The following is a 26,037-nucleotide window of genomic DNA, read 5'->3' on the forward strand; positions in this document are numbered from 1 at the left end:
AACTCTCGGCGGCTGTTTTGCACCGATCATTATGAGATTTCACGTAAATTTCCAATGACGTTTGGTGGGTTTCTAGGGCTCAAACCCATCTGGCACACCAAACAGTGGCGCATCCAGTGTGGTCCCGGTCAATGCACCCATGAACGCCACCAGATCTGCGACCTGGGCATCGGTCAGTTCCAGCGGTTCGATGTCAATTTTCTGACGATGACGCTCCATCTCGAACCGGTCCTGCCAGACGATGAAATCCACATTCTCAAGCCACGGCACGTTGGGCAGCCCGGCCAAATCAGGGGTCCAGGCAGCGAGGCTCTGAGATGGGTTCAAGTGGTGGCGAATAATGCCTTCCAGATCGGGAAAGGCACCGTTGTGACCATAGGGCGCCGTCTCTGTCACATTGCGCAGCATCGGTGTGCGGAAACGATAGGCGTCCTCAAGACGGTTGCTTTCACCCATATGACCCACGTCGCGGGCATAGGGGTCCCATTGGCGGGTCTTGCCCGGTCCAAATGGCGGCAGGCTCAGCGCGTGGAATTTTTGATCCGATAGCAACGGGCCGGAATGGCAGTTTGCGCAACCTGCCTCACCATAAAACAGGGTCATGCCGTCCTTTTGCCGAGGCGTCAGGGCTGTGTTATCTCCGGCCAGATATTGATCGAACGGGCTGTCCATGCTGCGCCATTCCAGCGCCATGAATGCCGCCAGCGCGTTGGCTACTTGGGTGATCGTGATGTCCTCGGTCGTGTCGATGTCATCGAATGCCTTGACCATGGCAGGCCCATAGCGCGGATCAGTGCGCACGCGTTTGGCGAGGATCGGCCAGCCCTTGTCGATGCGGTCATGCACCGCGCCGGTGACCTGATTTTCGGCCACATTCCCGGCCATTTCAAACTGCGAAGTCAGCGGGAAAAGCGCCTGCGCGGCCAGCAGCGAATTCAAGCCGTCCGGCAACCACTCCTGCGCGGGTGAGTTGAAACCGTTACCGTAGACGTCAGAGATACTTAGGCGACCGTCATGGAAGACCGTGTGAAGGTCCTTTGCCCCAAGGTTCCAAAGCCCCGGCGAATTGCGGGGAATACGCTTGCGGATTTTGTCCGCTCCGGTGCCCGGCGTCCGGTCTGGCCCCAAGCCCATCCCGCCTTCTCCGATGCCAAGCGACAAGCCGTCCGAGGTGCCGAAATCCGGGTGATGGCAATGGGCGCAGCTTATGTTCCGGTTTCCCGATAAAATGGGATCGTAAAACAGTTGATGACCGATAGCGGCCTGTTCCATATCAAAGGGGATGAAATCGTCATCCGTCAGCGGGCGCGGCAGATCCTGAGCAGCCACAGTCCCTGCCAAAAGGAAAGAAATCCCATGCGCCAGTTTGTATTTGCCCTGTGCCTTCTCGCGACCCCAGCGCTGGCTGAACTGGAAAAAGCACGCGATCTGATGGAGGCCGGAGAGTTTGAAGCCGCGCGTGAGGAATTGCTGCCGGCAGCGCGGTCCGGCAATGCCGAAGCCGAGGAATTGATCGGTGTGATGTACGGGTTGGGACTTGGAGTCGAACAGGACTATGAACGCGCGTTTGAATGGTACTTGCGCGCCTCGATGAAAGGTCATCCCGGGGCGCAATCTGGTATCGGTTGGTACTACGAGTTGGGTCTGGGCATGCCCGCGCCTGATCTGGTTCGAGCGTACATGTGGTACACGCTCAGCGCCATTGGCGGCGACCCCGATGCGGCGATCAGCCTTGAAGAAGTGGTCAAAAAAATGTCGCCGGAGCAGATCGAGAAGGCGCATGTTCTGGTCAACGACTACAAAGGGTGGATGTACCCGTTTCGGTGAGGGCCGGACCCCAGGGCCCGGCCCAGCAATTCAGTTGAGATCCGCATCACGTGAGGCATTAACATCCGCCTCGGCTGCTGCCACAGCGTCAGTCAACGCTACAAAGATCTCATCACCACGTGCCACATTGGACTGGAACCAGTCATAGACCGGGGTTGCGGCTTCTTTGAAAGCAGCTTTCTGGTCGGGTGTAAGGACATAAAGGTCACCACCGCCGGCAACGAAATCCTCATACGCCTGGATCGACTTGCGCTTGGGTGAGGCAAAGGTCGCTTGCTGCAGCGCATAAAACCCGTCGACTACCACGCGGCGCATATCTTCTGGCATCTCCTGGAACTTGGCGTTGTTCATCCACCACAGCGCACCCATGTAGGCATGCCCATCCAGCGTGACATATTGCAGGCCTGCATCAGGGAACTTCATACCCATGATGTCAGTGATGCCGTTTTTTGAGCCCTCAACCACGCCGGTCTGGAAGCTGGTGAACAGTTCTGGCCACGGGATCGGGGTCGGTGATGCACCCAGTGCTTTGACCAGCTCCTGCGGCAGGTCGGCAACCACGGTGCGGATTTTCAGACCTTCCATGTCAGCCGGCTCAGCAACACGGCGTTGCGTATTGGCGAAGTTGCGCCAGCCACCTGTATTGCCGATTGTCATCAGACGGATCGCACCGCCGGAATCCTCCAGCGCCATGTCGCGCATCTGCCGGGTGAAATCACCAGATAGGACATGTTCGGCAATGCGGTCATCGGCCATCAGGTAAGGCAGGTCCAGAACCTGCACGTAAGGGAAGATGCCCGAGGCCCCTCCAGAGGTTGAGATGTAGATGTCGATCGTACCGTCTGCCACACCCTGCAGACACTCGGCACCGTTCGAGCAGAGCTGCGTACCTATGAACAGCTCAACCTCAATGGCTCCGTTCGAGGCCGCCTCAACGTAGTTCTTGAAAACGACCAGACCGTCATAGTCTTCGTCGTTTTCATTCGAGTTTGCTGTGGCGCGTAGCGTGTAGTCGGCGGCAGCCGCAGCAATCGCAGACGCGGCCACTAGCGACGTGGCCACCGCTGCGGTTTTGATAAATCTTCTGAGCATGCGTTTCCTCCCTGTGATACTCAGTTCAGTTTGCAAATCCCGTTATCCTCGGGATCGTCATGGATAGTGCGGGGATGTATGTGATCAAGAAGATCACGATGATTTCGACCGCCAGAAACGGCAGGATTGCCTTGGCGATGGTTTCAACCCGTTCCCGAGACACGGCGGCGGCTACGAACAGCACCAGCCCCATGGGCGGGGTGGCCAGACCGACAGTCAGGTTGACGCTCATGATAATGGCAAAATGGATCGGGTCTACACCGAGGCTGGTGAAGATCGGACCGAGGATCGGACCAAGGATGATGATCGCAGGGCCTGCATCCAGGAACATTCCAACAATGAACAGCAGCAGGTTGATCAGGAACAGCAGGATCAGCGGGTTTTCCGACAGGCTGAGGATCAGCGAGGCCAGTTGTTCGGGCGCATGGCTGAGGCTGACCACCGTCTTGAAGGCCATTGCCGCCCCGACCAACAACAGGACGACAGCTGAGGTCATACCTGCATTGCTGAGCACTTCGGGGACTTCTTTCCACGTCAATGTGCGCAGGACGAAGAAACCGATGATGAAGGCATACCCTACTGCGACTGCGGCGGCCTCGGTTGGGGTAAAGATGCCACCCAGTATTCCGCCCAGGATGATCACAGGGGTCATCAGTGGGAAGAACGCCTTTAGGCTGGCCTGACGGCGTTCCGGCCAAGTGTATTTACGGCTGGCGACCGGGAAGTCGTAGCGATCCGCCATCAGCTTGATCATGAGCATCAAACCGACACCGACCATGACCCCAGGAACGATGCCAGCGAGAAAGAGCGCAGCCACACTTTCACCCATGACATAGGCATAGATGATCATGATGCCCGAGGGCGGGATGATCGGCCCGATCACCGAACTGGCTGCCGTGATCGCGGCGGCAAATTTGCGGGTATAGCCTTGCTTCTCCATCGCCGGGATCAGCATTGACCCAAGCGCCGAAGTATCGGCGACAGCGGATCCTGAAAGGCCCGCGAACAGGATCGAGCTGAGGACGTTCACATGCGCAAGGCCGCCCCGCAGGTGGCCCATCAGGGCCTGGCTGAACTCCACAAGTCGGATGGTAATGCCGCCCCGGTTCATCAGTTCTCCGGCCAGCATGAAGAAAGGGATCGCCATCAGCGGGAAGCTATCCATACCGTTATAGACATTGCGATAGAGCAGCGTAATGTCGTTGGTCTGACCGCTAAGCCATAGCAGAATGCCGGGCGCTGCCAGCAGTGCGAAAAAGACCGGCAGGCCGATCAGCAGGAAAATCAGGAAGGTGGGCAGGAACCAAATCAGCATTTATTCAGCCCCCACCGCAGCTTCGGGAATTTCAGGCAAAAGATGTGCTCCGCCCAACATGGTTACTATCGACCGCAAGATCAGTTCGATATTGACCGAGATCAGCAAGATGATCCCAACCAGCAGCGAGGCCATCATCCAACTGCGCGGAATACGGTACCATTCATCGAACCCGAAAGAGGTAGGCAGGTACAACGCCGCAGTGGCGAACCGGCCACCAAAGCCCGTAACCTCAGACCAGCCGATATTGACCGCAACAAGCAGCACGGCCAGCGAGATCAGCAGCAGGAACAAATTGAGCGATTGACCAAGCACGCGCGGCAGGAAGCGCGCAAGCATATCGATGGCGACGAACCCTCCGCGACGGAAAGCTGTGGGGGCCATCAGGCCCGTCATCCAGAGCATGCAGAACCGGGCAGCCTCATCCGGCCATGGCAGGGCGTTGCCCAAGACATATCGGAAGAACACCTGAATCAGGATCGCGATAACCATAACTGCAATCGCAACAACACCGACCGCGCGGCCCAGACGCAGCACGGTTTCGTTCACGAATGCAATCGGCGTCAACGCCGATGCCAGTCCGCCCATGCGGATCCTCCCACTGTCAGCTGCGGGTTTGACCCGCAGTCTTCATATCGCGCTTAGCTCTGCGCGAATTGGCCGAGTTTTCCGGCAAAGAACGTCAGCGCGTCTCCATCCGCCATGCTGACTTTCAGAACTTTGCCCACCACGATCACATGATCGCCTGCATCGTGATAAGCGTGCTGCTCGCATTCGAACCGGGCAAGACTACCCGGCAACAACGGGGTGCCGTTTTCACAACGGTCATGTTCGATATCACGCAGCGCATGGGCGTCTTTTGAACAGCCAAAGCACAGCTCGGCCTGTTCAGCAGACAGAACATGCACACTGAAATGACGCGCCGCGTGAAAATAACGAAACCTGCGCGAATTGCGGTCGCCCGCCCACATCACCAGCGGCGGATCCAGCGACAGGGACGAAAAGCTGTTGGCGGTAATGCAGATTGGTCCATCCTCACTGTCGCAGGTCACGACAGTAACTCCGGTGGCAAAACGGCCAAAAGCATCGCGCAGGGTTCGCGTGTCGTCCTTATGCGGGACGAATGTGTGGTTCATATCGCGCGAGATTGCGTTCATCATGGCACCTCATGCCCCAGCGCCGCCTCATACAGGCGGTACCAGCTTTCACGATCCAGCTTGACCTTCAACGCATCCGAGGCGCGTTTGATACGGCCCAGATTATTTGTGCCCAGAACAGGCAGTATGCTTGCTGGATGCGCGAGCAGGAAGGCAACGGCCACAGCGGCGCGATCCACCCCGAATTCTGCGGCGATCTCATCCGCTACAACGCCGACCGGTGGATTCCCGGCCATCAAAAGGCCTCCACCCAGTGGAGACCACGCCATAAGCGGGTGACCATGCTGTTGATGGAACGCCAGATCGCCATTGGTAAACGGGCTAATCTCCCCAAGCGAGATTTCAATCTGATTGGTGACCAACTGGGTTTTCATCGCCGACTGCAGCAAAGACCAGTCCCAAGAGCGGAAGTTGGACACACCAACCGCGCCGACCTTGCCACTGGCAACCACCTCATCCAGCGCCGCACCGGTTTCATGGTGATCCATCATTGGATCCGGGCGGTGGATCAGTAGCAAGTCGATGTGGTCGATCGCCATTTCCGACAGAGATGTATCGACCGATTTCAGAATATGCGCACGCGACGTGTCGTAATATTTGACCTTGGCCTCGGCATAACGCCCCATCGGCGCGACGATGTCACATTTGGTGACGATCTCCATTTTCTGGCGCAGGCTGGGATTGGTGCGCAAGGCATTGCCCAGAACGGCTTCGGCCGCGTATCCGCCATAAATGTCGGCCTGATCGAAGGTAGTGATGCCCTGATCCAGACAGGCCTGAATCTTGGCCTCAACATGCGCAGTCGAGGTGTCACTGTCATCACCCAAGCGCCACATACCATAGACAAGACGGCTCATTTCCAGCGTGTCAGATAGTTTCACACGTTGCATCAGCGACGAACTCCGTTGCCCAGCGGGGTTGCCGGGGTGGTTGCTGGCACGCGCCCGTAGGCTTCGGGAAGCGAGCAGGTTTTCAGGTTGGGCATCACACGGGCGCCAAAATGCTTGGCCTCGTCCATGTGCGGGTAGCCCGAGAAGATGAAAGCGCGAATGCCCATCTTCTGATACTCTTCGATCTTAGACATAACTTGATCGGTCGAACCGACCAGCGCAGCGCCACAGCCCGAACGTGCACGTCCGACGCCGGTCCACAGCCCGGGTTCGACATAGCCATACTCATCCGCCAGATCGCGGTTCTTGGATTGATGCGCCACGCCCAAGGATGTCGCGTCCAGTGCCCGCTCGCGGATCGCACGACCATATTCGTCATCCAGTTTCGAGACGATGTAGTCGGCGTACGCCTGTGCCTCAGCCTCGGTATCCCGCACGATCATGTGGACGCGCAGGCCGTAATCCAGAGTACGATTGTAATTCTCGGCAACCGCATGAACGGCTTTCATCCGCTCGGCCAACTGATCCTTTGTTTCCGGCCACATCAGGTAGACATCGCAATGCTCGCCGCACAGGTCCAAAGCAGACGGCGAGTAGCCGCCGAAATACAGCAGTGGGCCACCGGTCTGGTAAGGCCGAGCCGGGTCGGTGGTCAGGCCTGAAAAGTTATAGACCTCGCCCGCATGGTTGATTTCGTCCTGCGTCCAGGCCTGTTTCAGTATCTCGACCACTTCGCGCGAGCGTTGATATCGGAAAGCGCTATCGGCTTTTTCACCGGGAAAATCGGACGAGATGATATTGACCGTCAACCGCCCCTTAAGCATGTGGTCCAGCGTCGCGATGGTACGGGCCAGCATGATGGGCTGCATTTCGCCACAGCGCACGGCGGCCAGCAGGTTGATGTTTTCGGTAATCGGCGCGCAACCTGCAACAAAGCTCAGGGTGTCCTGTCCGACCTGATAAGACGATGGGCACAGGATGTTGCGAAAGCCTTGCGCCTCGGCCTCTTTCACGATGCCTGAACAATGCTCCCAACTGGATCGCAGTTCACCATCGGGCACGCCCAGAAACTGGTAGTCATCCGAGCAAAGCGCTGCAAACCACGAAACCTCGGCCGCATCCAGGTCGGGGGATGTGATGGGGACGATGGTCATTTGATTCACGCTCCGTACATCTTTGACTTTCCTCTTGCGTAGCAAGCGCATTGATGTAGATCAATAGTGTATCAATTTTTCCTGCGACCGAGTGAAGCGCCCTCAATGTCCGCCAACAGCCGCAATCCAAATGCCCTGCCGATCTATGTCCAGATCTCAGAGCTTCTGATCCGCGATATAGCTGCGGGCCGTCTGATTGATGGTGAACGTCTTCCGCCTGAACGGGACATGGCTTCGAACCTCAATGTCTCGGTCGGGACCTTGCGAAAATCGCTCGCCGAGCTTGAGAAAAAAGGCATGTTGGAGCGTATTCAGGGTTCGGGCAATTACATTCGTGAGACCGGAACGCAGAACAGCGTCTATGCCATGTTCCGGCTGGAACTGCCCGAAGGCGGCGGGTTGCCGCGTGCCGATATTCTGTCAGTTGATCATCTCAAGAAGCCTGCGAAGCTGCCGGAATTCGGCCTGTCTGATAGCGGTTCGCGCGTACGCCGGATGCGTTATCTGAATGACACAATCATCGCGGTCGAAGAAATCTGGCTGGACGAATCAGCCGGGACCATCGACCAGAACCTGCTGTCCGACTCGCTTTATCGCTATTACCAGCAACAACTTGGCTTCTGGATCACACGGGCAGAGGATCGCGTTTCTGTCAGTGCCCTGCCCGACTGGACACCTGAAGGCTTCACCAAACCTGCGGGCCAAGCCGCAGGGTATATCGAACGGTTCAGTTGGTCTGAGAAAGCTGAACCTATCGAGTTTTCAAAAACATGGTTTGATCCAGATCGAGCCACATATGTTCAACGCCTGAAATAAAAGGAACTGCGCATGACCCGGACCACCAATTACGGGCTGATCGGATGCGGCATGATGGGGCAGGAACACCTGCACAACATTGCTCTGCTTGAGGGCACGCGCGTCGCCGCAATCTTCGAACCCGACCCGGAGATGGCGCATAAGGCGCAGGCGATTGCACCCGACGCGCATATGGTGTCTTCCCTTCAGGACCTTCTGGCAGTCAATGATCTGGACTGTCTAGTCATCGCCAGCCCCAACCACCTGCATGTTGATCAACTGGCCGAGATTGCGGAAACCCGCCCACTGCCACTGTTGATCGAGAAACCGTTGTTCACTGATCCCACCGATCTTGCACGGCTTGAGGAGTTGGAACGCAATTTTCCGCACCCGATCTGGGTCGCGATGGAATATCGCTATATGCCCCCGATCACGGCGCTGATCGATGAAGCAGCGACCGCCGGTGGTGGGATCAAGATGCTCACGATCCGCGAACACCGCTTTCCGTTTCTCGAGAAGGTCGGCAATTGGAACCGGTTCAACCGTAACACTGGCGGTACATTCGTCGAAAAATGTTGCCACTTCTTCGACCTCATGCGCCTGATCCTGCAATCAGACCCGGTTCGTGTTTCCGCAAGCGGAGGCCAAGCCGTCAATCATTTGGACGAAGTTTATGACGGCGATACTCCAGATATTCTGGACCACGGCTATGTCATTGTCGATTTTGCTTCGGGCGCGCGCGCGATGCTCGAGCTTTGCATGTTTGCCGAGGGTTCGCGGTATCAAGAAGAAATCTCGGCCATTGGGCGCGATGCCAAGATCGAAGCGCTTGTGCCCGGCCCGGGCCGCTTCTGGCCCGAACATTTGGGCGACGCGCCTGTACCACAGCTGATCATCAGCCCTCGTGCACCGAAAGGCCCAATCCAGCGCGACATCCCCGTTGATCCCGAGTTGCTGGCGGCTGGCGACCACAATGGCTCGACTTATTATCAGCACAAAGGCTTTCTGGAGCTGGTCAGGGGCGAGCGCGCCAAACCCGAGGTCTCACTGCATGATGGGATCTGGGCTGTGCGTATCGGTCTTGCCGCACAACAGGCGTCAGAGCAGGGCCAAACGATCAGCCTAGCTGGGTGATTAACAGGGTCAGAAAATCACATTCAGCATCAACAGTGAGACGATCAAGAAAATGATCGTCATGATCCCGCCCGAACGGACGAAATCGGTCACTTTGTACCCAGCTGGCCCCATGATCAGCGCATTCACCTGATGGGTCGGGATAATGAAACTGTTCGAGGTCGAAATCGCGACGGTTAATGCAAAGACCGCCGGGTTGGCACCCGCCGCAACCGCAATTGAAACCGCAAGGGGCACCAACAGAACCGTCGCGCCGACGTTTGACATGACCAGAGAAAATGCCGTCGCCAGAATGGCGACGCCCGCCTGTAGCGCCCAATTCGGCCATCCATCCAAGATGATCATGATCTGTTGCGCAATCCATGCCGCAGTCCCGGTATTCTGCACCGCCTGACCCAACGGGATCAGACACGCCAGCAGAAAGACCGTGTTCCATCCAACTGCTCGATACGCCTCGTCAACACTGAGCACCCGGGTCAACATCATTCCTGCGGCTCCGGTCAGCAAACAGAGCGACAACCGCACATCCGTGAACAGGATCAGCGACAATGAGATCAAGAAGAACAAGAGCGCCCAGCCTACCTTTTGCGGGCGCAATTCGTCCTGCGGGAAATCAGACGTGACCACAACAAAATCCGGATCACGCTTTATCCGCATCAGGTTGTCCCAGCGGGTATGAGCAACCAACATGTCGCCAGCCTTGAACTTCTCAAGCCCGATCTGGGTGGATTCATGCGTCTCAGTCTCGACATGACTTAGCGTCTCTTCACCCCTGTGGATGGCGAGCAAAGACATTCCGTAGGTTTTGCGGAATAGCAATTCGCGAGGGCATTTGCCGATCAGTTTGCTGTCAGGCGTCACGACCACCTCTGCGACCCCAGCATTCGTGGGTGCGAACTCTTCGACAAACACATCCAGATCAGGCAGCACCGTCAGCCCGTACTTTTCGGCAAACTCTTCGACAACCCAGCGCCGTCCCACAATCGCTAAACGACAAGGCGCAGCAATCTCGGCTGTTAGCACCTGAACCATCGAGGTCTTGCCACGGTAAAAGGTCGAGATGATATAGAGATGATTTTCAAAGTTGATGTCGGCCAGTATCTGCCCGACCAGCGGGCTGTCGGCCGGAACCACAACCTCGAACACATCGGCCTTCAGCCCGTAGACCCGCTGAAGATATTCCTGAGTCCCGCGCCCGGTACCCGTACTCTCCGACCCTGAATCGCCCGGCAGCACCCAACGTCCCAGCAGCAGGAAATATGCGATCCCCGTCAGGATCAGCACCGCACCGATGGGGGTAACGGAAAACAATCCAAAGGGTTCCATCTTCTGGGCTTCGGGCAGCCCTTCGTTTGCAGTTTGGATCAGGTCATTCAACAGAATAAGCGGCGAGGACCCGACCATCGTCATTGTCCCCCCCAGAATGGCACAAAACCCCATGGGCATAAGCAAACGTGACAACGGAATACCCGATCGCGATGAGATACGGCTAACCACCGGTAGGAACAACGCCGCCGCCCCGACATTTTGCATGAATGATGAGATAACACCGACTGTGCCCGAAACGATCGGCAGCACTCGGTTTTCAGACTTACCACCATATTTCAAAATGACGGACGCGACCTTGTTCATTAGGCCCGTTTTATCCAAACCCGCCCCTACGATCATGACCGCAATGATCGAAATCACGGCATTGGACGCAAACCCGTCAAACAGATGAGGAACATTTGCCAGATTTTCGAGACCCGGTGCATAACTCAACAGACCCACAATGACCAACACCAGGATGGCCGAAAGATCGATCCTGACAATCTCGGACACAAACAAGAACACCGTGAAGGCCAAAAGCGCCGAGACCACACCCATTTCGTATGTAAACGCCAATTGCTCCACTGGGATCACCTGGTTCCAAAAGCAAATCTAATAGGCATTTCTAGGCAATCAGCGCGGGCCTGTCATGGACTTTGTCTGTTTGGTCGAAATCCACCGTGACAAAACTACCGGCGTCGTAAGAAGCCGTCCGGTGCCACCGAAATTTGCAGCTTGTGATCGATACTCTTGTCGATCTCGAAATCAGGATTGACTTTCAACCAATCATGAACTGCAGTCTTTGGGTTGTCTCCAGGTCCCCATGGACGATCAGTGAACATAGTGGGAGGCATATCCTCAACGATTGTATCTAACACAATGCAATAGCTACCCGAAGAAACAAGCGGGGCATACGCATTTAACTCGGCAAGCACATGATCGTGTGTATGATTGCTGTCGAGACAAACAAGTACCTTTTGGTAATCTTCAGCAGCAGTTCGAACCTGGTCCACAATGTCTTCGTCGATAGATGAGCCTTGAATCATCTCGATTCTGGAGGCCATCGGATGCTCTTCTATGGCTGCACGATTGTGGGCGCGAATATCAATGTCAATGCCAAGCACTTTGCGTTTGGGACTGGCGGGGTCAAGCGTCGTGCTCGCATAAGCGGCGTGAACATGTCATGGACTTGGACCACACCCCGCCGCGTGTGGTCAGGAAGACAGTCTGGAACCACTGCCTGAACTGTACGAAACCGTTATGGAGCTTGGTTGCAATAGGGATTCGCATCCGCGATAACTGCAAGACGCCGACCCGATTGCAAAGTCATTCACGATAGCCGTTGCCGCAGGAGATGGCAGAGTAACGGCAAGCTGTTTCGCCAGCCGCGCAAGGCATTGGAGACCGTCCCTCGTAAATCCAACAGAGCAAACCTCGGCAGTGTCTCCTTGCTGCCTGCATCGGTGAAGCGCCTCGGGGGCATGAGTTCCGGGGCGCTTTTGCTGAGCGAGTCACCACAGCAAGCCGCATTGCTTGTATTGTACTGGTTTGGGCAAACACACCACCCCGCAGGGCGGGCACCACCTACTCTAAGCTTTTGTATTTGCTTGGCTTAAGTGGTGAGCCGTGCAGGAGTATACCTGCTGAACGAAATCAACAACTTAAACTGACGAACCCCGAGAAATGGCGCATTGAAATCTTTGAAAAAAATGTGCGTCTGACGAACCAAAAAAACATTGAAACTCAAAGAAGAACCGCTGAGGGGGCGGCCACCCACCTCAACGGCAATGCAAATTTATCTGCTCGAACAGAATACCAAATTGACGGCCTAACCGCAATCGCGGGAGGCGCATATGTCTAAACTCAATCGCTTTGAATGGCTCAAGGCAGTTCTGCAATGCGCTGACCTCAACTCGTCGACTAAGGCAGTTGCCTCAGCGCTTTCGGTACAGTTCGCCAACGACAGGACCAGCCAACTCAATCCCTCACTAAAAACGCTTGATGAGTTCCTGGCCGGAATGTCGCTGGCGACCATCAAACGCTGCCTCAAACAGCTTGTCGAGTTCGGCTGGCTGTTTCGAACTGAAGGGCGTGGCGCAGGCAATCACACAGAATACGACCTTCGCTCCCCTGCAAAAATCATCCCGTTTCGCCGGAAGACAAAGGATGCACCGGTGAGCCTTTCAGATGAGCGAAAGGGTTCGCCTGTGACAGACAAGGGGAGCATGGGTGATCTTTCCTATAAAAAGAAAGAACAATCCATAGAACAAAACCTCGCGCTTGAGCCGGCTCTGCCGGACGGAGAGCGATCCGGCTCGGCGCGCGTGGGCTGTGCGCAACCAGTATTCGTCTCGCGCCAATCTTTCGGCTGCCGCCAATGGGAGCAGTTCACCGAACGTATGTTTGGTGCTTGGATCGACCGAGTACTTCCTGATGCCATCGAAAACAACGAGCGCGGCTACTGGCTCCCCGGCAAGTTCCCTCCAACAAACAAAAACAAGTGGCCCGCGTTGCGCAGCTGGCTCCTCACCGAAGGCTGGACCCTGCTTGCACCATCGAAGCAGGAACTGTGCAATGCGGTCTGAGCAAAGAGCAAGGCGACCCATGTCATACGCTGGCGCTGCTGACACGGGACCTTGCGAGGGGTGGCAAGCCTCCCCTTCGAACCCCACCGGCGGAGGCACGCCGCACACCAAAGCGCCGCTCACCGAGACCTTCGTCTTTCGATGTAGCGTTGCTGAGAAGGCTGAGCTTCGCGCCAAAGCCGAAGCTGCCGGAGTGTCTGCCGCGACCCTCTTGCGCGAAGCCTTGGGTCTGGCGGAAGCACGTCGTCGCAAGCCTGCGCCTCGCGTTGACCCCGCTCTGGTCCTGGCACTAGGGCGCATTGGCGGTAACCTCAACCAGGTTGCGCGGGTTGTGAATCGGGCGCTTCTGATTGGTCGGGTTGACAGGGATACGCTAGCCGTCGCCCGACAACTGGTTGTGATTGAACGCCAGCTTACCAAGATCCTTGATGAGGCACGACAATGCTGATCAAGTTCTTTCCCAATGGCAAAGGCGCGAGTGCTGGTCCAGTTGGCTATCTCGTCACGCGTGAGGTTTTGGCCTATGACGCCAATCGCGATCTAATCTGCGATGCTGATGGCCAGCCCATGACGGTCATACGCGATCCTTTGCCTGAAGTGCTGCGCGGCGATCCCGCCCGCACAGAAGCCCTGATCGACGCCAGTCGCAATCAGTGGACCTACCGCGCAGGCGTCATCAGCTTTGCCAGCGAGGACGCACCCACCGAAGCCCAGCAGGTCGAAGTCATGAACGCCTTCGAGGCACTGGCATTCGCTGGTATGGACAGTGAGCAATTCGACATGCTCTGGGTCCGGCACAGCCACGAAGACCGCGTTGAGCTGCATTTCTGCACACCGCGTTTGGAGCTGACAACCGGCAAGAGTCTCAACATTGCGCCACCTGGTTATCAGACAGCCTATGACAGTCTGCGCGACCTGATGAACAAGGCTCATGCCTGGGCCGATCCCATGGATCTGGATCACGCGCAGGAGGTTCAAACCACCGTTGAGGCCCCAACCAGGGCACGGGGCCGCGAAGAACTGCACGAATGGATCTTGGACCAAATCAGCGTCGGCACCATCACCGACCGTGCAAGCATGGTCGATGCCCTGACCGACGCAGGTTTCGACATCCCCCGCGTAAGTAAAAATTACATCACCGTGAAAGACCCCGACACGGGCGAACGCTGGCGATTGAAAGGAGAGATTTTTCATGACGACTGGCAAGCCTACCCGGCTGAGCGAAAAATTGAACGCGGATATGGACAAGATCCGAAAAGAGCACGCCGCCTTGATGGATTCTCAACTGCAGAGCTTCAGGACCGATATTCAAGCATGTGTAACACTCGCGCGGAATACAATCGAAGCCGATACCCGCACGTTTTTGGATTGGAGCGGGACGACTTGGCAGAGGCACATCGACAAGACCAAATTCTTGATTCAGATCTCACCTTGGGTGGTGATAACGGCCTGTATGGTGTTGATCGCAGCAACCTTAGGACTGACTTTTCTGTGGAGCTGGAAACTCTCAACGATAGCCACCACGACACAGCTAGAGAGGTTGGGCATTCAGACGGTACTTCACGAGGGAGCGACCTATCTGATCCTACCTTCCGAAACATCCAGCATTCGCACCTGCACAGTGGCGAGTCGTTTGATTTCCTGCGTGAAAATGGAGCCGAAGTAGATGGATCAGCCTCTGACAGCCTTAGAACGCGACTTACTCGCCTGCGTAGAACGATTGGTGACGGTTTGCGAGACCTCCACAAAGGAGTTGCGCAGTTTGGAAGAGCGCTCGACGAGCGGGATCGAGGCCAGACTAAATGGCTTAGCGCAGTGCATCGAGTTGCTGATGAAATCACATCTCAAGTCCGTAGCTACATTGACCGACTTGCTGACCGAAGAACAGAACTACACGACGCTGGAAGAGAACTTGCAGACCAGTTTGAAGCTAGCGAGAGCCGCCGAAATTCAGCTGAAAGAGAGCTAGACGAGCGGCTGCTTGAAAGAGACCGCGATTACGGTTTCCATCTTTGATCTGGAGAAATCATGTTGTTTCCACACGAACGCTTCACCATGAGTTTTCGTCAAGCTCTCGACTACGGAATCGATTATCGAATGTTCGAAAAAGTGCGCTACTTGCCAGGGGATGTTCCCTTGATCGCTATTGCGGGCGTTTGGGGCGATTTCAATAACATACGTTGCTTGTTTATCGATAGGCATGGCACGAGATACATGCGCAATATCACCAAGTGGGGCGACAAGGGTTTTTTGATCAGAGAGCTTGATCTTGATGCCAAGGAAATCGCAGTGGGACAAGTCGTAGTACCAAATGAGTAGAGCTGAAATTGCTCCGGGATTCCGTCTCGTTCGCTTCAGTAGTTCAATTTTGTATTGATTTCCATTTGCTTCCTTTCAGAGCTACGCTCTGACATTTTATTGGAATAGCAAATACCGAACTGGTCGCGCGAACTCACTTGGTTGAATCCCTAGCCATCAAACCTTAACAACTCTTGCTTGGCTGCTGGCTGCAGTGCCCCCATATCAGTTAAGTCAATGTCAAAACGAATATTAGAGATAGGTTGGCTTGGGTCCACACTCGGCGTGGGTATGTTAATTGCATCAAACACTGCCAACGAAGCACCTTGGGGTAAAGTGCCAATCTTAATATCGGAACTGTACAGACTCTGGCCCGCTTTTAGCAGGCACTGCTTCAAAAACGTGCCCTTCAATTGTGAATCAGATATCTGGTCGCTTATTGAATCGACCAATGACCCAACGGCTTGTCCGTCAGGCTTTTCCAACAACAGAAGCGATGCGATAAAGTGAGGTTGGACAGCCGCTGGTCTCAACTGATCAAGTGAGAACCGATGAACTCGCCTAGCCTTCAAGGTCGACTTCACCTCTAGCGAGAAGCGTGGAGAGACGAAATCGAATTTTGCACTTGTATTAGTGCACCAACTTCGAACCGCACGTTCAATTTGGCCCGATGTTTGGATGATGTGCAGTTCACCCCAAAGGCCAATAACGTCGTTTAATTCAGATTCTGCTCGGCGGAACAAATCCGCCAGTTTTATAATTTCCTGTCTGATACTCCGGTTGGAAAAATCTGTACTAAGCTCCAAAAATGCTACTTCGAGCAAGCGTAGGAATAAATGCGCCAAGTCAGGATCATTGTCATTAAGTCGGACAATAGTAAATTTTCCACTTGTTTTACTGCCAAAAGAATCAATGAGATGGCTTTGCTTCGAGAAAGCTGCATCGACGAGATGCAACTTCAAATCGCTTAACTCCGCCCGGTCGTCATTCGAAAACAACAACGCTGGCCGACTGTTCCGGTCTATGGCAAGCCATACGCCACTCCAAGCGTCCAGTTGAGTTGCAAGTAGCTGATCGCCCTCCGGGAGGCGTTGTTTGTCGCACAGAAGATTGTAATTCTCGTAGAGCATGAGGTTAGTGCTCTATCCATACTCGTTCGATTAAGTGGTTAGGCACATGCACGGCAAGAATTGGAACATCTCTCAGAATCCGTGAACGATCTGCTGTTCGAACATCGTAGCGGTGTATTTGAAACGTTATCTTGTCTTGGGATGCCAAGGCGCGTGCGCCGGGGTAATTGGTTCTAGCGTTAGCACCTTGAAAAAGGTTTTTTATCTTTGGCGGTCTAGCATCGCTCAGAGTACGAATTGCATCTACACCTGACCAAGGACCGGAGAGCGCATACAGACTGCAACTCATGTCAGGAAACTCTGTCGCGAGGCGATCTAAGCCCAGCAAAAGCGCCGCATGTTGCAGATTGTCTTCGGGAGTCTTGTATCCAATACGTCCGATGTAAGGAATAATCTGGCCGAGGTTAATTGATGAACTGAATTTCGGAATGACCTGTTTTGTATTCCAACCTTCTTCTGCATATGGGTGGAAATCGAAGGAGGCCAAGAGTTCGTCCATAACGACGCGGTTATCCGCTACGACGTCGAGTCCTTGATAGGGAAATTCTGGGACTATCCATCCACCTTGTCCTTTTGACTGGTACATTTCCAGCAGGACGACTGAAGAGCGTGTCGGCTTAAGTCGAGAATCTAAGAAATACGCTCTACGCCAATCTTTTAGAGTCCGACCATTCTCCAAGTGTCTACGAATTGAGCCACGAATGGACTCCTCGTGGCTCACGTAACTTTCGAATGCATCTATGTTCTCACTTGTCAGGTAAATTCGACAAAGGCCGAGGTATCCCTTTTTGTAGCCAAAAAACCTTCCACGCTGCTGGATGTTGTCTGCGTTTCCAACCCCCACAGACCGTGGCATATAACTGACGGTCAGACCTTCCACGGTGAAACCGCGATCAAGACCAACACCGCCAATCAAAATCCAACTGTATTCGCTATTCCAATCCACCGACGGTATACGGGATCGCGCCCGAGTGTTTAACTCAAGCAACGCTGTATCTTTGATGGCTTCGTACAAGATTTCTTCTATGTCTACGAACGAGAACTTTGTTGAGTACGTCGCGTACAAACCGTCGTATGTGTTTTGGAACTCGTTCAGCAGGGTTGGTCGTTCGGGATGATCGTCGTCGCTGAGGATATTCGACCAATCTTCTTTAAGGTTTCGAGCCCAGCGAACAAACAGCAAATGCATGTCTCTCGGCACCGCAGGGTGGATCATCATTGATCGGTTAGCGCCCTTCTGGTCCTCGCCTTCCAGCAAGCCAATCGACACACCGACGAAGAAATCTCGCATCGCGGCGAGAAGACTCGCAGGAGGTTGCGTTGGTGGCTCGCTGCGATCCGGAACATCTGAGTAAGGGATTAATTTGATGTAACTTTCTTTACCATCAATAAAAAATTCTTGTCCGCCGACATAGCGCTCTCCAGGTGTCAAAACTTTACCAAAGTCTGGGGAAAGCGTATCGATCCGGCTGATTAGAAGAGGAGCTTGAGGTGTTGCTGTATATAGAAGGTAGCTGTGATGTGGGAAAACCTCGCGAAGTTCACTGATCCGAGTGTAGGTAGTACTTTCTTCCTCTTGCAGCGCTTTTGTGTTCATGCCCGCTTGGTCGCCTTCGTCATCGATTATGAGCGTCGGAACCGAAGCAAGATCCACTTCGGACAAGAGTTGTGCCAAATTTCTTAGGTGTTGATGTTGCTTCATCGAAACAATCAAAATCGTCCTAGCACGGCGACTTCCGCGTTGCCACTTAGCCAACTCGCTGGCAACCCTATCAACTTCTTCTTGTTGGAAACCACCCTGTTGAGTAGAGAATAACTTCCATTCTCGATTCTTGTTGATCTTCAAATCCTGCTTCAATCGTTCGAAGGATTGCTCTACAAGATTGTTTGTGGTTCCTGCCAGCAAAACGACAATCTGATACTTGTTGTCCCGTGCCAATGCTGCGAGACTCGTAAAAGACAGCGTTTTGCCGCTTTGCACGTAGCCAATTATTAGGCCGGTATTGTTTGTCGCGGCAATTTCCGGGTCAGAGCAGTGTTTCAAAATCTCCAGAGTTTCTTCTGTTAACCTGTCCTTTTCGCTCTCAGACAGTGCATTATTCTCGTTTAATAAGTTTGTAAAAGTTTGACCTTGAACAGGTCTCCAAGCAGAGTTGTGTGTGCTTTTTGTGATCTCGATGATGTGTTCTTCAGACATTTTCAATCGGTTTAGACATTACGCTACGGAGGATTTCATTTGTCAGGCGGCGGATCGAGGAGGGACCTTTTTCGGCCAATTCCGAAGCCATAATTTCAGCCAGCCCCATCGCCGCAGCCAAGCGCAAAATCGCTGAAAATGCATCGGCGTCTAGAGTTGGATACTGGGCCATAAATGGGTGTAGCATTGAAATTCGGACGCCAACCCGACGAGGATCTGGGTCAACGATTGAAGGGCGATCACTTATGTTCAACCAGTCGCGATCCTGTTCGGAATAAGAAAGCTCGACCCGAACTATCCAGGGGGAACCACGAAAACTCAGGCTAATTTCAGCGACTTCGGCTTCAGTTTCTGGGAGTTCTTCCAGCTCCTTTTCGCGCTTCGCTTGGTCATTGTCTATTGGCGATGGAATCTCAAGTGCCTGGTCTAGAAATCCGGGTAAGCCACTCTGTTCACTATTTGCAAGCGGAATCACTTTGTCTTGCAAACGTGCAGCAGTGTTTTCCAAAGCCTGTGCAGCCGTTTGTCGGCTGGCTTTGGCACCAGTTTTACTTCTATGCTCTCGAGCCTGTTGCAATAGTGGGAACTCTTCGGTCGAAATGACTTCGCGCAGTTTTGCTAGGAGTTCGTCCTCACATTCTTCCCATTTGATGCCGTCCTTCGTGTGGCTGACGAAGAACCCGCGCAAATTGATTTCCCCAAAGAGCCTTTGATAAGGGTAAGTGTTTGAGCGTCCAAAAATTTCTTCTGGTCTGTAGGTTTCGTCAACACTACCTAGAACGAGTCGCTTCCTGCGAAATAATGAAAGGCCTGCCAACCTGGTGCTTGCTGTTTTTCGTATCGCAATGAAGCCAGAGGCGGTCCGACCTTCACCCAAGTCGATGTTGAATTCCTGCCTCCACGTAACTAACGGACCATCTGGGTTCCTATAGGATGGAGCGGTCAACACCTCTGGATCTTGGTAAGCCAACTCCTCACCATCGACTCGAAGTTCGAGGTCACCCTCTCGCAAGAATACACGGTAGATGCTCGCGAGGTGTTCTTTTATCTTGTGAACCGTTTTTCCGCGCGGAAAACGCCGAATATTGTCCAGGCGCACTTCTGTATAGTGTTTGTTAGCACCTACAACCAGCGAACCTATGTTAAGTTCATCGATTTGGTCATTCACGATTTTATCGATGTTAAAAAATACTGTGCGTTCAATTGCTTCACCCAGAGCGCTCGTTCTCACACTCCAGTTCGGAGCAAACCAGCAAGCAGCACTCTTCATACCCATACCAAATTCGGATAAACCGGTCGCATCGGGAGGGATTTCTGCGGGCCGAAATGCACGCTGATACTCTGAGGAAGAAATACCGGCAGCATTGTCGGTTATTGTGATCGTTTTCTCAGTCGGGTCAAAGTCGATGTCGACCCGTAGTTTGTAGCTTTTACCATCTACTCGATTCAACTCCCGGCGACGGCTGATGCTGCTTTGAATAGAATTGTCTACAAACTCCGCCAAAGCAAACCACGCTTTGTAGTTAAGGTGTGGAAGCACAGCGAGTACGTTCACTCCTGGGCGAATATTTATTGTGTTTAAATCTGTCATTTACTCTGCGGCGAGGTTCAAAGGCATCTCGGTCTGCACGTTATCTCGCTCTAGCAGTGCAGTCATGATCTGTTTCACAACCTCCACGTTCACTGCATTTCCGAACGCTTTGTAGGCACCGTTCTTGGTGTCCGGTAGGTATTTCAATTCGCCCATACTTTGGAGGCGGCTGCACTCTCTGGGAGTCATGTAGCGCTTTTCCCACGACACAATCGGAACTTGGCTTGTGGTCATAGCAATTAGAGATGGGGCTGTATCAGTGCGCTTAACTCGTATTCCACTAGCTCGGAATTGGACAATCTGCTTCCAAATATCTCGTTCGCCACCTTTAATGTTCCACTCCAGCTTCTGGAAACTTGGAGGGAACGTTCGAATTTCAGGTATCAGTGGGTCTATGATGTCCCGATGTCGAGCATAAAATCTCCGATTTTTTTCAATAAAATCAATCTTCCACCCCGGGAATTCATCTTGTTTCGATCGGGCATAGTTCGGGAGCGCTTCTTCGGTGGCTTCATAAGCCAAACCGTTTAGCGGAACGCCAAAGGCTCCCTTATAATCTTCAAGGCCTCGATAGGACCTTCCATATGGGGTCAAACCATGGATGGGATAGTCAGCGCCGAATTCCATCGCCCAAATTGGAAACGACGGCAACTCTTCGTCCTTTGGAAATCTCTCCAAGAAAGTTTGCCAAGTCTCCATGTACTTTAGGTGGTTTGAGTTGAGGCTGAGAGCATCTGAAGGGTTTTGGTCCAAAATCGTCGAGATAGACACCTTCGGCAACTTTGAAGGAGTTGGCCAAACAAACCCTTGAAGGCCTTGCCTATCACCGACCAAAAAAGCGCGTTCGCGTTTTTGGGGAACTCCGAACATATGAGGTGACAGCTTGGCTCCAGATATGTCGTATCCAGCACCTCGGAGTTTATCGCAGATCACGTGCCAAGTTTTTCCACCATTATGTCTCACCAGATTCGGAACATTCTCGACAATGAAGTAACGCGGTTTCTTCAGTCTTAGAATTTCTACCACATAGTCGATTAAATCGCCCCATTGAGGACATTCTAGTCCTTTTTGCTCTCCAGCCTTCGAAAATGGTTGGCATGGAAAACCTGCACAAAGGACATCATGGTCCGGAATGCACTCTAACGCGACGGCACGGATATCCCCGTGAGGTTCTAAGTCAAAGTTCTTCTTATAAAGTGAGGAAAGCGCGGGGTTCAACTCTGACGCAAAAACACATTCGCCGTTAAGGGCGCTTAATGCTTGGTGGAAGCCCCCCAATCCCGCGAACAGATCTATAAATTTCATGGTCACATGTTTTTCTTGTCTGACTGTAGCTGCCCGGTCAGTGAACCCATTAATTCACAATACCTGCGTAGGGCATGATATTGTGTACGGGGCTGCCGTCAACTACTATACTCGCCCTTCAAACGCAAAACCATCAACTCCAACCCAGTGTGATTTCGCACTGAACAACCCGCTTACTGCGTAGCCTTTGGATTGAGCGTTGAGTTCGGAAAACACCGAGCAAACTGGGGAGGCTCAAACAAATCTTGGTAGAGCCTCGATTCTGGGTGCGAGCCAGTCAATGACTTCAGCAAGAGTTTCACCGTCCAAGGTCACATCGGCATCGGTTGCAGCTCGTAGCATCCTTATACGATCCAACACGGTTATTTGCCCTTCCAGCGCCGCACGCTTCATTTCTGGGGTGTCAATAACAAACGGAGCAGCAATTCCAGTACTCGGCTGAACAGCTGAATCAAGCAGCTTCTGCCACACATGCGGGTTGGGGGTATGAACCTTTTGCCGCCAGTTCTTTCCGCTAGCACATTGAAGCAAGTACACAGGAAGAGCCTCCCGCGTGTCACCAAATGGACGGTAGCAAACAATATCTAACCCGGCATCCTTGGCATCAGTTGCCACGTACTCGTACGGATCTACAGCACCTTTGACGTTAATGCGATCACGCAGTTCCGAGATAATGGCGGGTATATCCTGAGCCTCGTCAGGTGACCATCCTGCACGGAAAACATGCCAACCGGGCAGCATGGCAGGGCAAATCGCCTCAACCACCTTTTCAAAAAGATTGCCTTGGACAACGTGATCTACCTGGCCTTTTGCCCAGTCAGGAAAAATTCGCAGGATGCTTAAAAGCAAGAAGAAAGATCGGATAGGATCGTTTTCCCACTGGATCACGTCAACAATTCGAGTAGTCCCGATTGTAAACGAGGCTGGCAAGCCGCCCCAATTCTTTCGCTTCTGCAGTTCTTGCCAACCGGTTTCAGCTATCCAGTGAGCAAGATCCTGGGCGCCATCAGGGCAAACTTCATATTCGATTAAGATATCGACAACATCGCTTTTGCTAACCGGCTCCCCCTCAAATAGGACAACCGCCTCCAGCCAATCCGCTAGTGCGTTAGGGTCGATGTTTGACTTTGTAACAGATCGTCTGAAACCAGACTCCGGCAATTGGATCATGATTAGATTTCAAGCGTCTTTTTGATTTGTTCAGCGTTAGCTACCAGGCGTTTGGAAACTGCTATCAAGCGTTCATCATCTTTATAAAGGTGGATAGATGACAGTGCTTCCTGCAAGTTATAAGCTGCTGTGGATACAAGCTCATAGATTTCCTCTTGATCGCCGCCAGCTATGACAAAAGCTTTTTCTAAGCTTGGTGATCTAACTGTACGAAGGTATTGTAGACCCTCTTCCGAGGCCAGTACCGTCGCGAACTTATCAACTTCTCTGGAATCAGTGACAACCGGTGGTGTTTCCGCATCGCCAAAGAGCCAGCGAGAATACTCCAAAAGCTGAGGGATGTAGTTGTCTCCAACAGGAGGATTAACTTTCGCAGGCTCTATGCCAAATTTCTCCGAAACACCCAAAAAGTTCTGCACGCTTTTTGAGCGCAAAGATAGAAACAAGACACTGAAGCGCTTTTCCACTTCTTCGACACTTAAGCCCTCAATGTTCTCCATCTGAATAAGGATGCGATAGGCTATGTAGTTACGCTCAACGACCGGTGTCTTGCTTCCTATTTTCCGCATTACCTCGCGGTAAGACAAACCACGTTCATCAATGAGTTTCGCAATAAACTGAGCCTTCTCTGGCGGTGCCCACTCCTTAATGCCGGTTACATGACGAAACCCAAGGAACGCATCGACGTCTGACCTGTCCCCTAGTAGGATGTATGGGACATCTTTGAAGAGCCCATCCGGCCTATCCAAGCCATTGATAAGATCCGCCCATTTCTTCGAACCATCCGCTCCATCGAATGTGTTTTGCAACCTTTTTAGTGCAGCAATCCGACGGTTCCCTTCGATTACGACGAGTTGATCTTCACCGTCGATCTCTTCAATTGCGCAGAGAACAGCTTCGTGCGCCCAAAAGCCACTTTCAAGAAAAGATGTAGCAAGCTCTTCGAGAGACCAATCGCGCATGCGGTTGTAGATCTCGTCTTGCGGAAGGCTTTGAGCATGCGCTGAACGACCCAGTCTTGGATTTCGTGGGTCTAAGAAGAACTTATCTAGTGACGTATACTTTATTGTTCCCGTCATACTCACCAGATCCTTCCATAAGTATTGGCGAATCCATCTCGCCGAAATCCACTCTTACCTCTCTGGTGAACCTAAAGAGGCGTCGTTCAGGAAAGGCTTGAAGCGCTTCATGCGTAACAGCTTTGCACTCAGTGTTCCAGATTAGCAAGTCGCTGTACTTCCGAAGAAACTTGAGTGTGTCGCATCCACGCGAACCTGCTCTATCCACTAAGCAGTTTCAGTGAGTCAACTCGCGATCATTCAATCCCGCGAGTTCACTTGAAATTTCGCAACGATAAGTTCTCAACTTGCCTCCAACAACCTTAGGATTTCAGCAGCAAAACTATGGAACTTAAGGACCTGATCTGCATAAATTTCCACAAACTCGCCATTCTCTAAGAGGCCTAAGTCGGCTCTGACAGCTGCTTCCCATACAACCTCAGAGTTTGACTTTGGACCAGCAGCAAACAAAATGTTCGGCACTTCCATTGAATGACTGTCATTTCCTATGGTACCGCCATTGCATGAACTAATAGGGGTGTAGCCTGTCGCCGAGAGTGCTACTACCGCAGCGCTCATTCCGGCGTCAAAAGCCGACAATTCATATCTCTCGAAATAGTCTGTGTCTAAAATTTCGTTCGCATCACCAGTCGTCCAACCAACAGCGGCTAGCATCTTTAGAATTTCCCGTTCTTCCTCAAGAGCATCTCGGACATCGTGAACCGAGCACCCTCGGCAATCTATGTAACCTCTATTTAACGCTAGACCATCCTCGGAACTGGCTCGATCTTCATCAAGGGAACTCAATGAATTTAAGGTCATTCGGTCTCTGGATACTACCAAATTGCGGTGACGAGGAGGCGGGTTAAACATTATGTTAAAAGTACCTTCACAATTCTCTTGAGTATTACTGAACACACATTTTGGTCGCCGGTCTAAAATGCATGCTCGCTACCTCAAATGTGTTTCTGGGGACGATGCGTTCATCAGCCTTAACGGTAAAGCTTATACTAAATCAGCTGTTCGGTGAGGTTGTTCGTTCAATCAAAAACTGCTCGAAAGTGGCCGCGTCAACCAAGCGAGCGTTTGCGTCGCGTTTCGCGGTGACAGATCTTTCAAATAGAGCGCACAGCAAAATAACTATCAATCCCGGTAGGAACCACAGCCACGTCGTTATTGGCATTTTCCCCCCTGTCAAAACCCCTTGGTAGAGAGGCCAAATGAAGAACAACATTGCGACCAAGCTGATGCGCTTGACCGGCTTCATTGCTTCTTCTGCTTCAGCAGCCGAACGATTACTGGCCTCAACCAGATCAATTTCCCACGACAGGAATTCGTCCATAACCTGGCCAGCAAGATAATGGCCACAGCGGCAATAGTCGCGCGTTATGTATTCGATCTGCCCACTATCCGCGCAGCGGATCGCATTGATGCTGTCGGCATGTGGACGTAAGCGTTTTTTGCCACCTTCAAACCTAGTTTCATCGTCAGTTCCGCAAAGGTCATCCAAAATTCTTTTGGTATCGCGACCGAGCCGTAGCTTGCGTGGCCGGAGTTTGAGCACGTCTTCGGGAAGTTCTTCTCTCAACATCAGCTAATTAGCCTCAAAACACTGTCAATTCTTGTTATGTCCGGTGCACTACCTTCATTCGCCAATGCATCGCTGTTCAGGATTTCGTCGAAAAGGAACATGATGGCGTCCCATTTCTTTTCCGGCGTGACATTCAAATCTCGATCAATGATCCGCCTCTCTACGGCGATACCGACCTTGCGATAGGCGGTCGCGATCTCTTCGTGCCGACGGCTCTTCCCGTCTTCGGAATCCCCTTCGAGCATCCAAAGAGGATCGACATCGAACTTCTCGTAGATTTCTAGAAGCAATTGAGCCGTCAGGTCACGCTGGCCACGTTCGTAGTTCTGGTAGGCGCTTCGGCTGATACCAAGCGCGTGCGACATCTCCTCTTGGGAGAGACGAGCCATATTTCGTACTGCTGCAAGGCGATGCCCAAGGCCAGAAACAGCCATTTTCAA

The 26,037-nt window shown here is 53.0% G+C and carries 24 protein-coding genes and 1 pseudogene; 7 read left to right on the forward strand and 18 right to left on the reverse strand.

Annotated features, from left to right (window positions below):
• Positions 1-72 precede the first annotated feature (72 nt).
• Positions 73-1,341, reverse strand: coding sequence for a cytochrome-c peroxidase (locus ACR0DE_RS18725; protein WP_480754732.1), 1,269 nt, complete (start codon positions 1,339-1,341; stop codon positions 73-75).
• 15 nt (positions 1,342-1,356) lie between these two features.
• Here ACR0DE_RS18725 and ACR0DE_RS18730 point away from each other — a divergent pair, with 15 nt between their 5' ends.
• A complete protein-coding gene (locus ACR0DE_RS18730) occupies positions 1,357-1,827 on the forward strand; it encodes a tetratricopeptide repeat protein (protein WP_170595133.1) in 471 nt (156 codons plus the stop codon).
• 30 nt (positions 1,828-1,857) lie between these two features.
• Here ACR0DE_RS18730 and ACR0DE_RS18735 read toward each other — a convergent pair whose 3' ends face one another.
• From ACR0DE_RS18735 to ACR0DE_RS18760, 6 genes are read right to left on the reverse strand one after another with little or no spacing between them, the layout of a single operon-like run.
• Complete coding sequence (locus ACR0DE_RS18735; RefSeq protein ID WP_170408182.1) at positions 1,858-2,919, reverse strand: TRAP transporter substrate-binding protein; 1,062 nt, start codon at positions 2,917-2,919, stop codon at positions 1,858-1,860.
• A gap of 25 nt (positions 2,920-2,944) precedes the next feature.
• Positions 2,945-4,234: a TRAP transporter large permease gene (locus ACR0DE_RS18740; RefSeq protein WP_170398321.1), complete on the reverse strand. Its 1,290-nt coding sequence runs from the start codon at positions 4,232-4,234 to the stop codon at positions 2,945-2,947.
• Positions 4,235-4,822 (reverse strand): TRAP transporter small permease, encoded by a 588-nt coding sequence (locus ACR0DE_RS18745; protein ID WP_170398319.1) that lies wholly within the window; start codon positions 4,820-4,822, stop codon positions 4,235-4,237.
• A gap of 53 nt (positions 4,823-4,875) precedes the next feature.
• A complete protein-coding gene (locus ACR0DE_RS18750; RefSeq protein WP_170408253.1) occupies positions 4,876-5,391 on the reverse strand; it encodes a flavin reductase family protein in 516 nt (171 codons plus the stop codon).
• On the reverse strand, positions 5,391-6,281 hold the full coding sequence (locus ACR0DE_RS18755) for an aldo/keto reductase (protein WP_480754734.1): 891 nt from the start codon (positions 6,279-6,281) through the stop codon (positions 5,391-5,393). The genes ACR0DE_RS18750 and ACR0DE_RS18755 overlap by 1 nt, the downstream gene beginning before the upstream one ends.
• On the reverse strand, positions 6,281-7,435 hold the full coding sequence (locus ACR0DE_RS18760; RefSeq protein WP_480754736.1) for an LLM class flavin-dependent oxidoreductase: 1,155 nt from the start codon (positions 7,433-7,435) through the stop codon (positions 6,281-6,283). Before ACR0DE_RS18760 ends, ACR0DE_RS18755 begins: the two co-directional genes overlap by 1 nt.
• Before the next feature lie 105 nt (positions 7,436-7,540).
• Between ACR0DE_RS18760 and ACR0DE_RS18765 the strand changes: the two genes are divergently transcribed.
• Entirely contained in the window at positions 7,541-8,251 is a 711-nt protein-coding gene (locus ACR0DE_RS18765) for a GntR family transcriptional regulator (RefSeq protein ID WP_170513702.1), read from the forward strand.
• A 12-nt stretch (positions 8,252-8,263) separates the two neighbouring features.
• On the forward strand, positions 8,264-9,364 hold the full coding sequence (locus ACR0DE_RS18770) for a Gfo/Idh/MocA family protein (protein ID WP_480754739.1): 1,101 nt from the start codon (positions 8,264-8,266) through the stop codon (positions 9,362-9,364).
• Positions 9,365-9,373: 9 nt separating this feature from the next.
• Here the strand turns inward: ACR0DE_RS18770 and ACR0DE_RS18775 are convergent, their stop codons facing one another.
• Together ACR0DE_RS18775 and ACR0DE_RS18780 are read right to left on the reverse strand one after the other, a co-directional pair.
• Positions 9,374-11,230, reverse strand: a complete 1,857-nt coding sequence (locus ACR0DE_RS18775; RefSeq protein WP_170398548.1) for an SLC13 family permease — start codon at positions 11,228-11,230, stop codon at positions 9,374-9,376.
• A 131-nt stretch (positions 11,231-11,361) separates the two neighbouring features.
• Positions 11,362-11,829: pseudogene (locus tag ACR0DE_RS18780) on the reverse strand (cephalosporin hydroxylase family protein); the annotation flags it as partial.
• 696 nt (positions 11,830-12,525) lie between these two features.
• Between ACR0DE_RS18780 and ACR0DE_RS18785 the strand changes: the two are divergent.
• The 4 genes from ACR0DE_RS18785 (at position 12,526) to ACR0DE_RS18800 (ending at position 15,576) form a co-directional block, all read left to right on the forward strand.
• Positions 12,526-13,257, forward strand: a complete 732-nt coding sequence (locus ACR0DE_RS18785; RefSeq protein WP_480754742.1) for a hypothetical protein — start codon at positions 12,526-12,528, stop codon at positions 13,255-13,257.
• Between the two features lie 19 nt (positions 13,258-13,276).
• Positions 13,277-13,705 (forward strand): plasmid mobilization protein, encoded by a 429-nt coding sequence (locus tag ACR0DE_RS18790; protein ID WP_480754744.1) that lies wholly within the window; start codon positions 13,277-13,279, stop codon positions 13,703-13,705.
• 68 nt (positions 13,706-13,773) lie between these two features.
• Positions 13,774-15,273, forward strand: a complete 1,500-nt coding sequence (locus ACR0DE_RS18795; protein WP_480754746.1) for a relaxase family protein — start codon at positions 13,774-13,776, stop codon at positions 15,271-15,273.
• 12 nt (positions 15,274-15,285) lie between these two features.
• The gene (locus tag ACR0DE_RS18800) at positions 15,286-15,576 is read left to right on the forward strand and encodes a hypothetical protein (RefSeq protein ID WP_480754748.1); all 291 of its coding nucleotides are present in this window, start codon (positions 15,286-15,288) and stop codon (positions 15,574-15,576) included.
• A gap of 149 nt (positions 15,577-15,725) precedes the next feature.
• On the opposite strand, the gene ACR0DE_RS18805 is transcribed toward ACR0DE_RS18800, so the two are convergent.
• The 9 genes from ACR0DE_RS18805 to ACR0DE_RS18845 form a co-directional block, all read right to left on the reverse strand.
• Positions 15,726-16,685 carry a PD-(D/E)XK motif protein gene (locus ACR0DE_RS18805; RefSeq protein ID WP_480754750.1) on the reverse strand — a complete coding sequence of 320 codons (960 nt, stop codon included), beginning with the start codon at positions 16,683-16,685 and terminating at the stop codon, positions 15,726-15,728.
• A 4-nt stretch (positions 16,686-16,689) separates the two neighbouring features.
• Positions 16,690-18,882, reverse strand: coding sequence for a Z1 domain-containing protein (locus ACR0DE_RS18810; protein WP_480754752.1), 2,193 nt, complete (start codon positions 18,880-18,882; stop codon positions 16,690-16,692).
• On the reverse strand, positions 18,875-20,473 hold the full coding sequence (locus tag ACR0DE_RS18815) for an ATP-binding protein (protein WP_170444347.1): 1,599 nt from the start codon (positions 20,471-20,473) through the stop codon (positions 18,875-18,877). Before ACR0DE_RS18815 ends, ACR0DE_RS18810 begins: the two co-directional genes overlap by 8 nt.
• Positions 20,474-21,778 carry a DNA cytosine methyltransferase gene (locus ACR0DE_RS18820; RefSeq protein ID WP_480754882.1) on the reverse strand — a complete coding sequence of 435 codons (1,305 nt, stop codon included), beginning with the start codon at positions 21,776-21,778 and terminating at the stop codon, positions 20,474-20,476.
• A 234-nt stretch (positions 21,779-22,012) separates the two neighbouring features.
• Entirely contained in the window at positions 22,013-22,948 is a 936-nt protein-coding gene (locus tag ACR0DE_RS18825) for a hypothetical protein (RefSeq protein ID WP_480754754.1), read from the reverse strand.
• A 2-nt stretch (positions 22,949-22,950) separates the two neighbouring features.
• A complete protein-coding gene (locus ACR0DE_RS18830) occupies positions 22,951-24,027 on the reverse strand; it encodes a hypothetical protein (protein ID WP_480754755.1) in 1,077 nt (358 codons plus the stop codon).
• Between the two features lie 282 nt (positions 24,028-24,309).
• Positions 24,310-24,828, reverse strand: coding sequence for a hypothetical protein (locus ACR0DE_RS18835; RefSeq protein WP_480754757.1), 519 nt, complete (start codon positions 24,826-24,828; stop codon positions 24,310-24,312).
• Between the two features lie 193 nt (positions 24,829-25,021).
• On the reverse strand, positions 25,022-25,597 hold the full coding sequence (locus ACR0DE_RS18840) for a hypothetical protein (RefSeq protein ID WP_480754761.1): 576 nt from the start codon (positions 25,595-25,597) through the stop codon (positions 25,022-25,024).
• On the reverse strand, positions 25,597-26,031 hold the full coding sequence (locus ACR0DE_RS18845) for a helix-turn-helix domain-containing protein (RefSeq protein WP_480754763.1): 435 nt from the start codon (positions 26,029-26,031) through the stop codon (positions 25,597-25,599). The genes ACR0DE_RS18840 and ACR0DE_RS18845 overlap by 1 nt, the downstream gene beginning before the upstream one ends.
• Between the last annotated feature and the right edge of the window lie 6 nt (positions 26,032-26,037).

It is taken from the genome of Ruegeria sp. C10 (genome assembly GCF_056537805.1).

What these genes read in the sequence shown, in the direction of transcription:
- ACR0DE_RS18745 (WP_170398319.1), bottom strand. Translation starts at nt 4,822, where the DNA reads ATGGGCGGACTGGCATCGGCGTTGACGCCGATTGCATTCGTGAACGAA.
- ACR0DE_RS18810 (WP_480754752.1), bottom strand. Translation starts at nt 18,882, where the DNA reads ATGTCTGAAGAACACATCATCGAGATCACAAAAAGCACACACAACTCT.
- ACR0DE_RS18820 (WP_480754882.1), bottom strand. Translation starts at nt 21,778, where the DNA reads ATGAAATTTATAGATCTGTTCGCGGGATTGGGGGGCTTCCACCAAGCA.
- ACR0DE_RS18805 (WP_480754750.1), bottom strand. Translation starts at nt 16,685, where the DNA reads ATGCTCTACGAGAATTACAATCTTCTGTGCGACAAACAACGCCTCCCG.
- ACR0DE_RS18835 (WP_480754757.1), bottom strand. Translation starts at nt 24,828, where the DNA reads ATGACCTTAAATTCATTGAGTTCCCTTGATGAAGATCGAGCCAGTTCC.
- ACR0DE_RS18775 (WP_170398548.1), bottom strand. Translation starts at nt 11,230, where the DNA reads ATGGGTGTGGTCTCGGCGCTTTTGGCCTTCACGGTGTTCTTGTTTGTG.
- ACR0DE_RS18750 (WP_170408253.1), bottom strand. Translation starts at nt 5,391, where the DNA reads ATGAACGCAATCTCGCGCGATATGAACCACACATTCGTCCCGCATAAG.
- ACR0DE_RS18825 (WP_480754754.1), bottom strand. Translation starts at nt 22,948, where the DNA reads ATGATCCAATTGCCGGAGTCTGGTTTCAGACGATCTGTTACAAAGTCA.
- ACR0DE_RS18755 (WP_480754734.1), bottom strand. Translation starts at nt 6,281, where the DNA reads ATGCAACGTGTGAAACTATCTGACACGCTGGAAATGAGCCGTCTTGTC.
- ACR0DE_RS18770 (WP_480754739.1), top strand. Translation starts at nt 8,264, where the DNA reads ATGACCCGGACCACCAATTACGGGCTGATCGGATGCGGCATGATGGGG.
- ACR0DE_RS18785 (WP_480754742.1), top strand. Translation starts at nt 12,526, where the DNA reads ATGTCTAAACTCAATCGCTTTGAATGGCTCAAGGCAGTTCTGCAATGC.
- ACR0DE_RS18800 (WP_480754748.1), top strand. Translation starts at nt 15,286, where the DNA reads ATGTTGTTTCCACACGAACGCTTCACCATGAGTTTTCGTCAAGCTCTC.
- ACR0DE_RS18790 (WP_480754744.1), top strand. Translation starts at nt 13,277, where the DNA reads ATGTCATACGCTGGCGCTGCTGACACGGGACCTTGCGAGGGGTGGCAA.
- ACR0DE_RS18730 (WP_170595133.1), top strand. Translation starts at nt 1,357, where the DNA reads ATGCGCCAGTTTGTATTTGCCCTGTGCCTTCTCGCGACCCCAGCGCTG.
- ACR0DE_RS18830 (WP_480754755.1), bottom strand. Translation starts at nt 24,027, where the DNA reads ATGACGGGAACAATAAAGTATACGTCACTAGATAAGTTCTTCTTAGAC.
- ACR0DE_RS18840 (WP_480754761.1), bottom strand. Translation starts at nt 25,597, where the DNA reads ATGTTGAGAGAAGAACTTCCCGAAGACGTGCTCAAACTCCGGCCACGC.
- ACR0DE_RS18815 (WP_170444347.1), bottom strand. Translation starts at nt 20,473, where the DNA reads ATGACAGATTTAAACACAATAAATATTCGCCCAGGAGTGAACGTACTC.
- ACR0DE_RS18740 (WP_170398321.1), bottom strand. Translation starts at nt 4,234, where the DNA reads ATGCTGATTTGGTTCCTGCCCACCTTCCTGATTTTCCTGCTGATCGGC.
- ACR0DE_RS18735 (WP_170408182.1), bottom strand. Translation starts at nt 2,919, where the DNA reads ATGCTCAGAAGATTTATCAAAACCGCAGCGGTGGCCACGTCGCTAGTG.
- ACR0DE_RS18765 (WP_170513702.1), top strand. Translation starts at nt 7,541, where the DNA reads ATGTCCGCCAACAGCCGCAATCCAAATGCCCTGCCGATCTATGTCCAG.
- ACR0DE_RS18845 (WP_480754763.1), bottom strand. Translation starts at nt 26,031, where the DNA reads ATGGCTGTTTCTGGCCTTGGGCATCGCCTTGCAGCAGTACGAAATATG.
- ACR0DE_RS18760 (WP_480754736.1), bottom strand. Translation starts at nt 7,435, where the DNA reads ATGACCATCGTCCCCATCACATCCCCCGACCTGGATGCGGCCGAGGTT.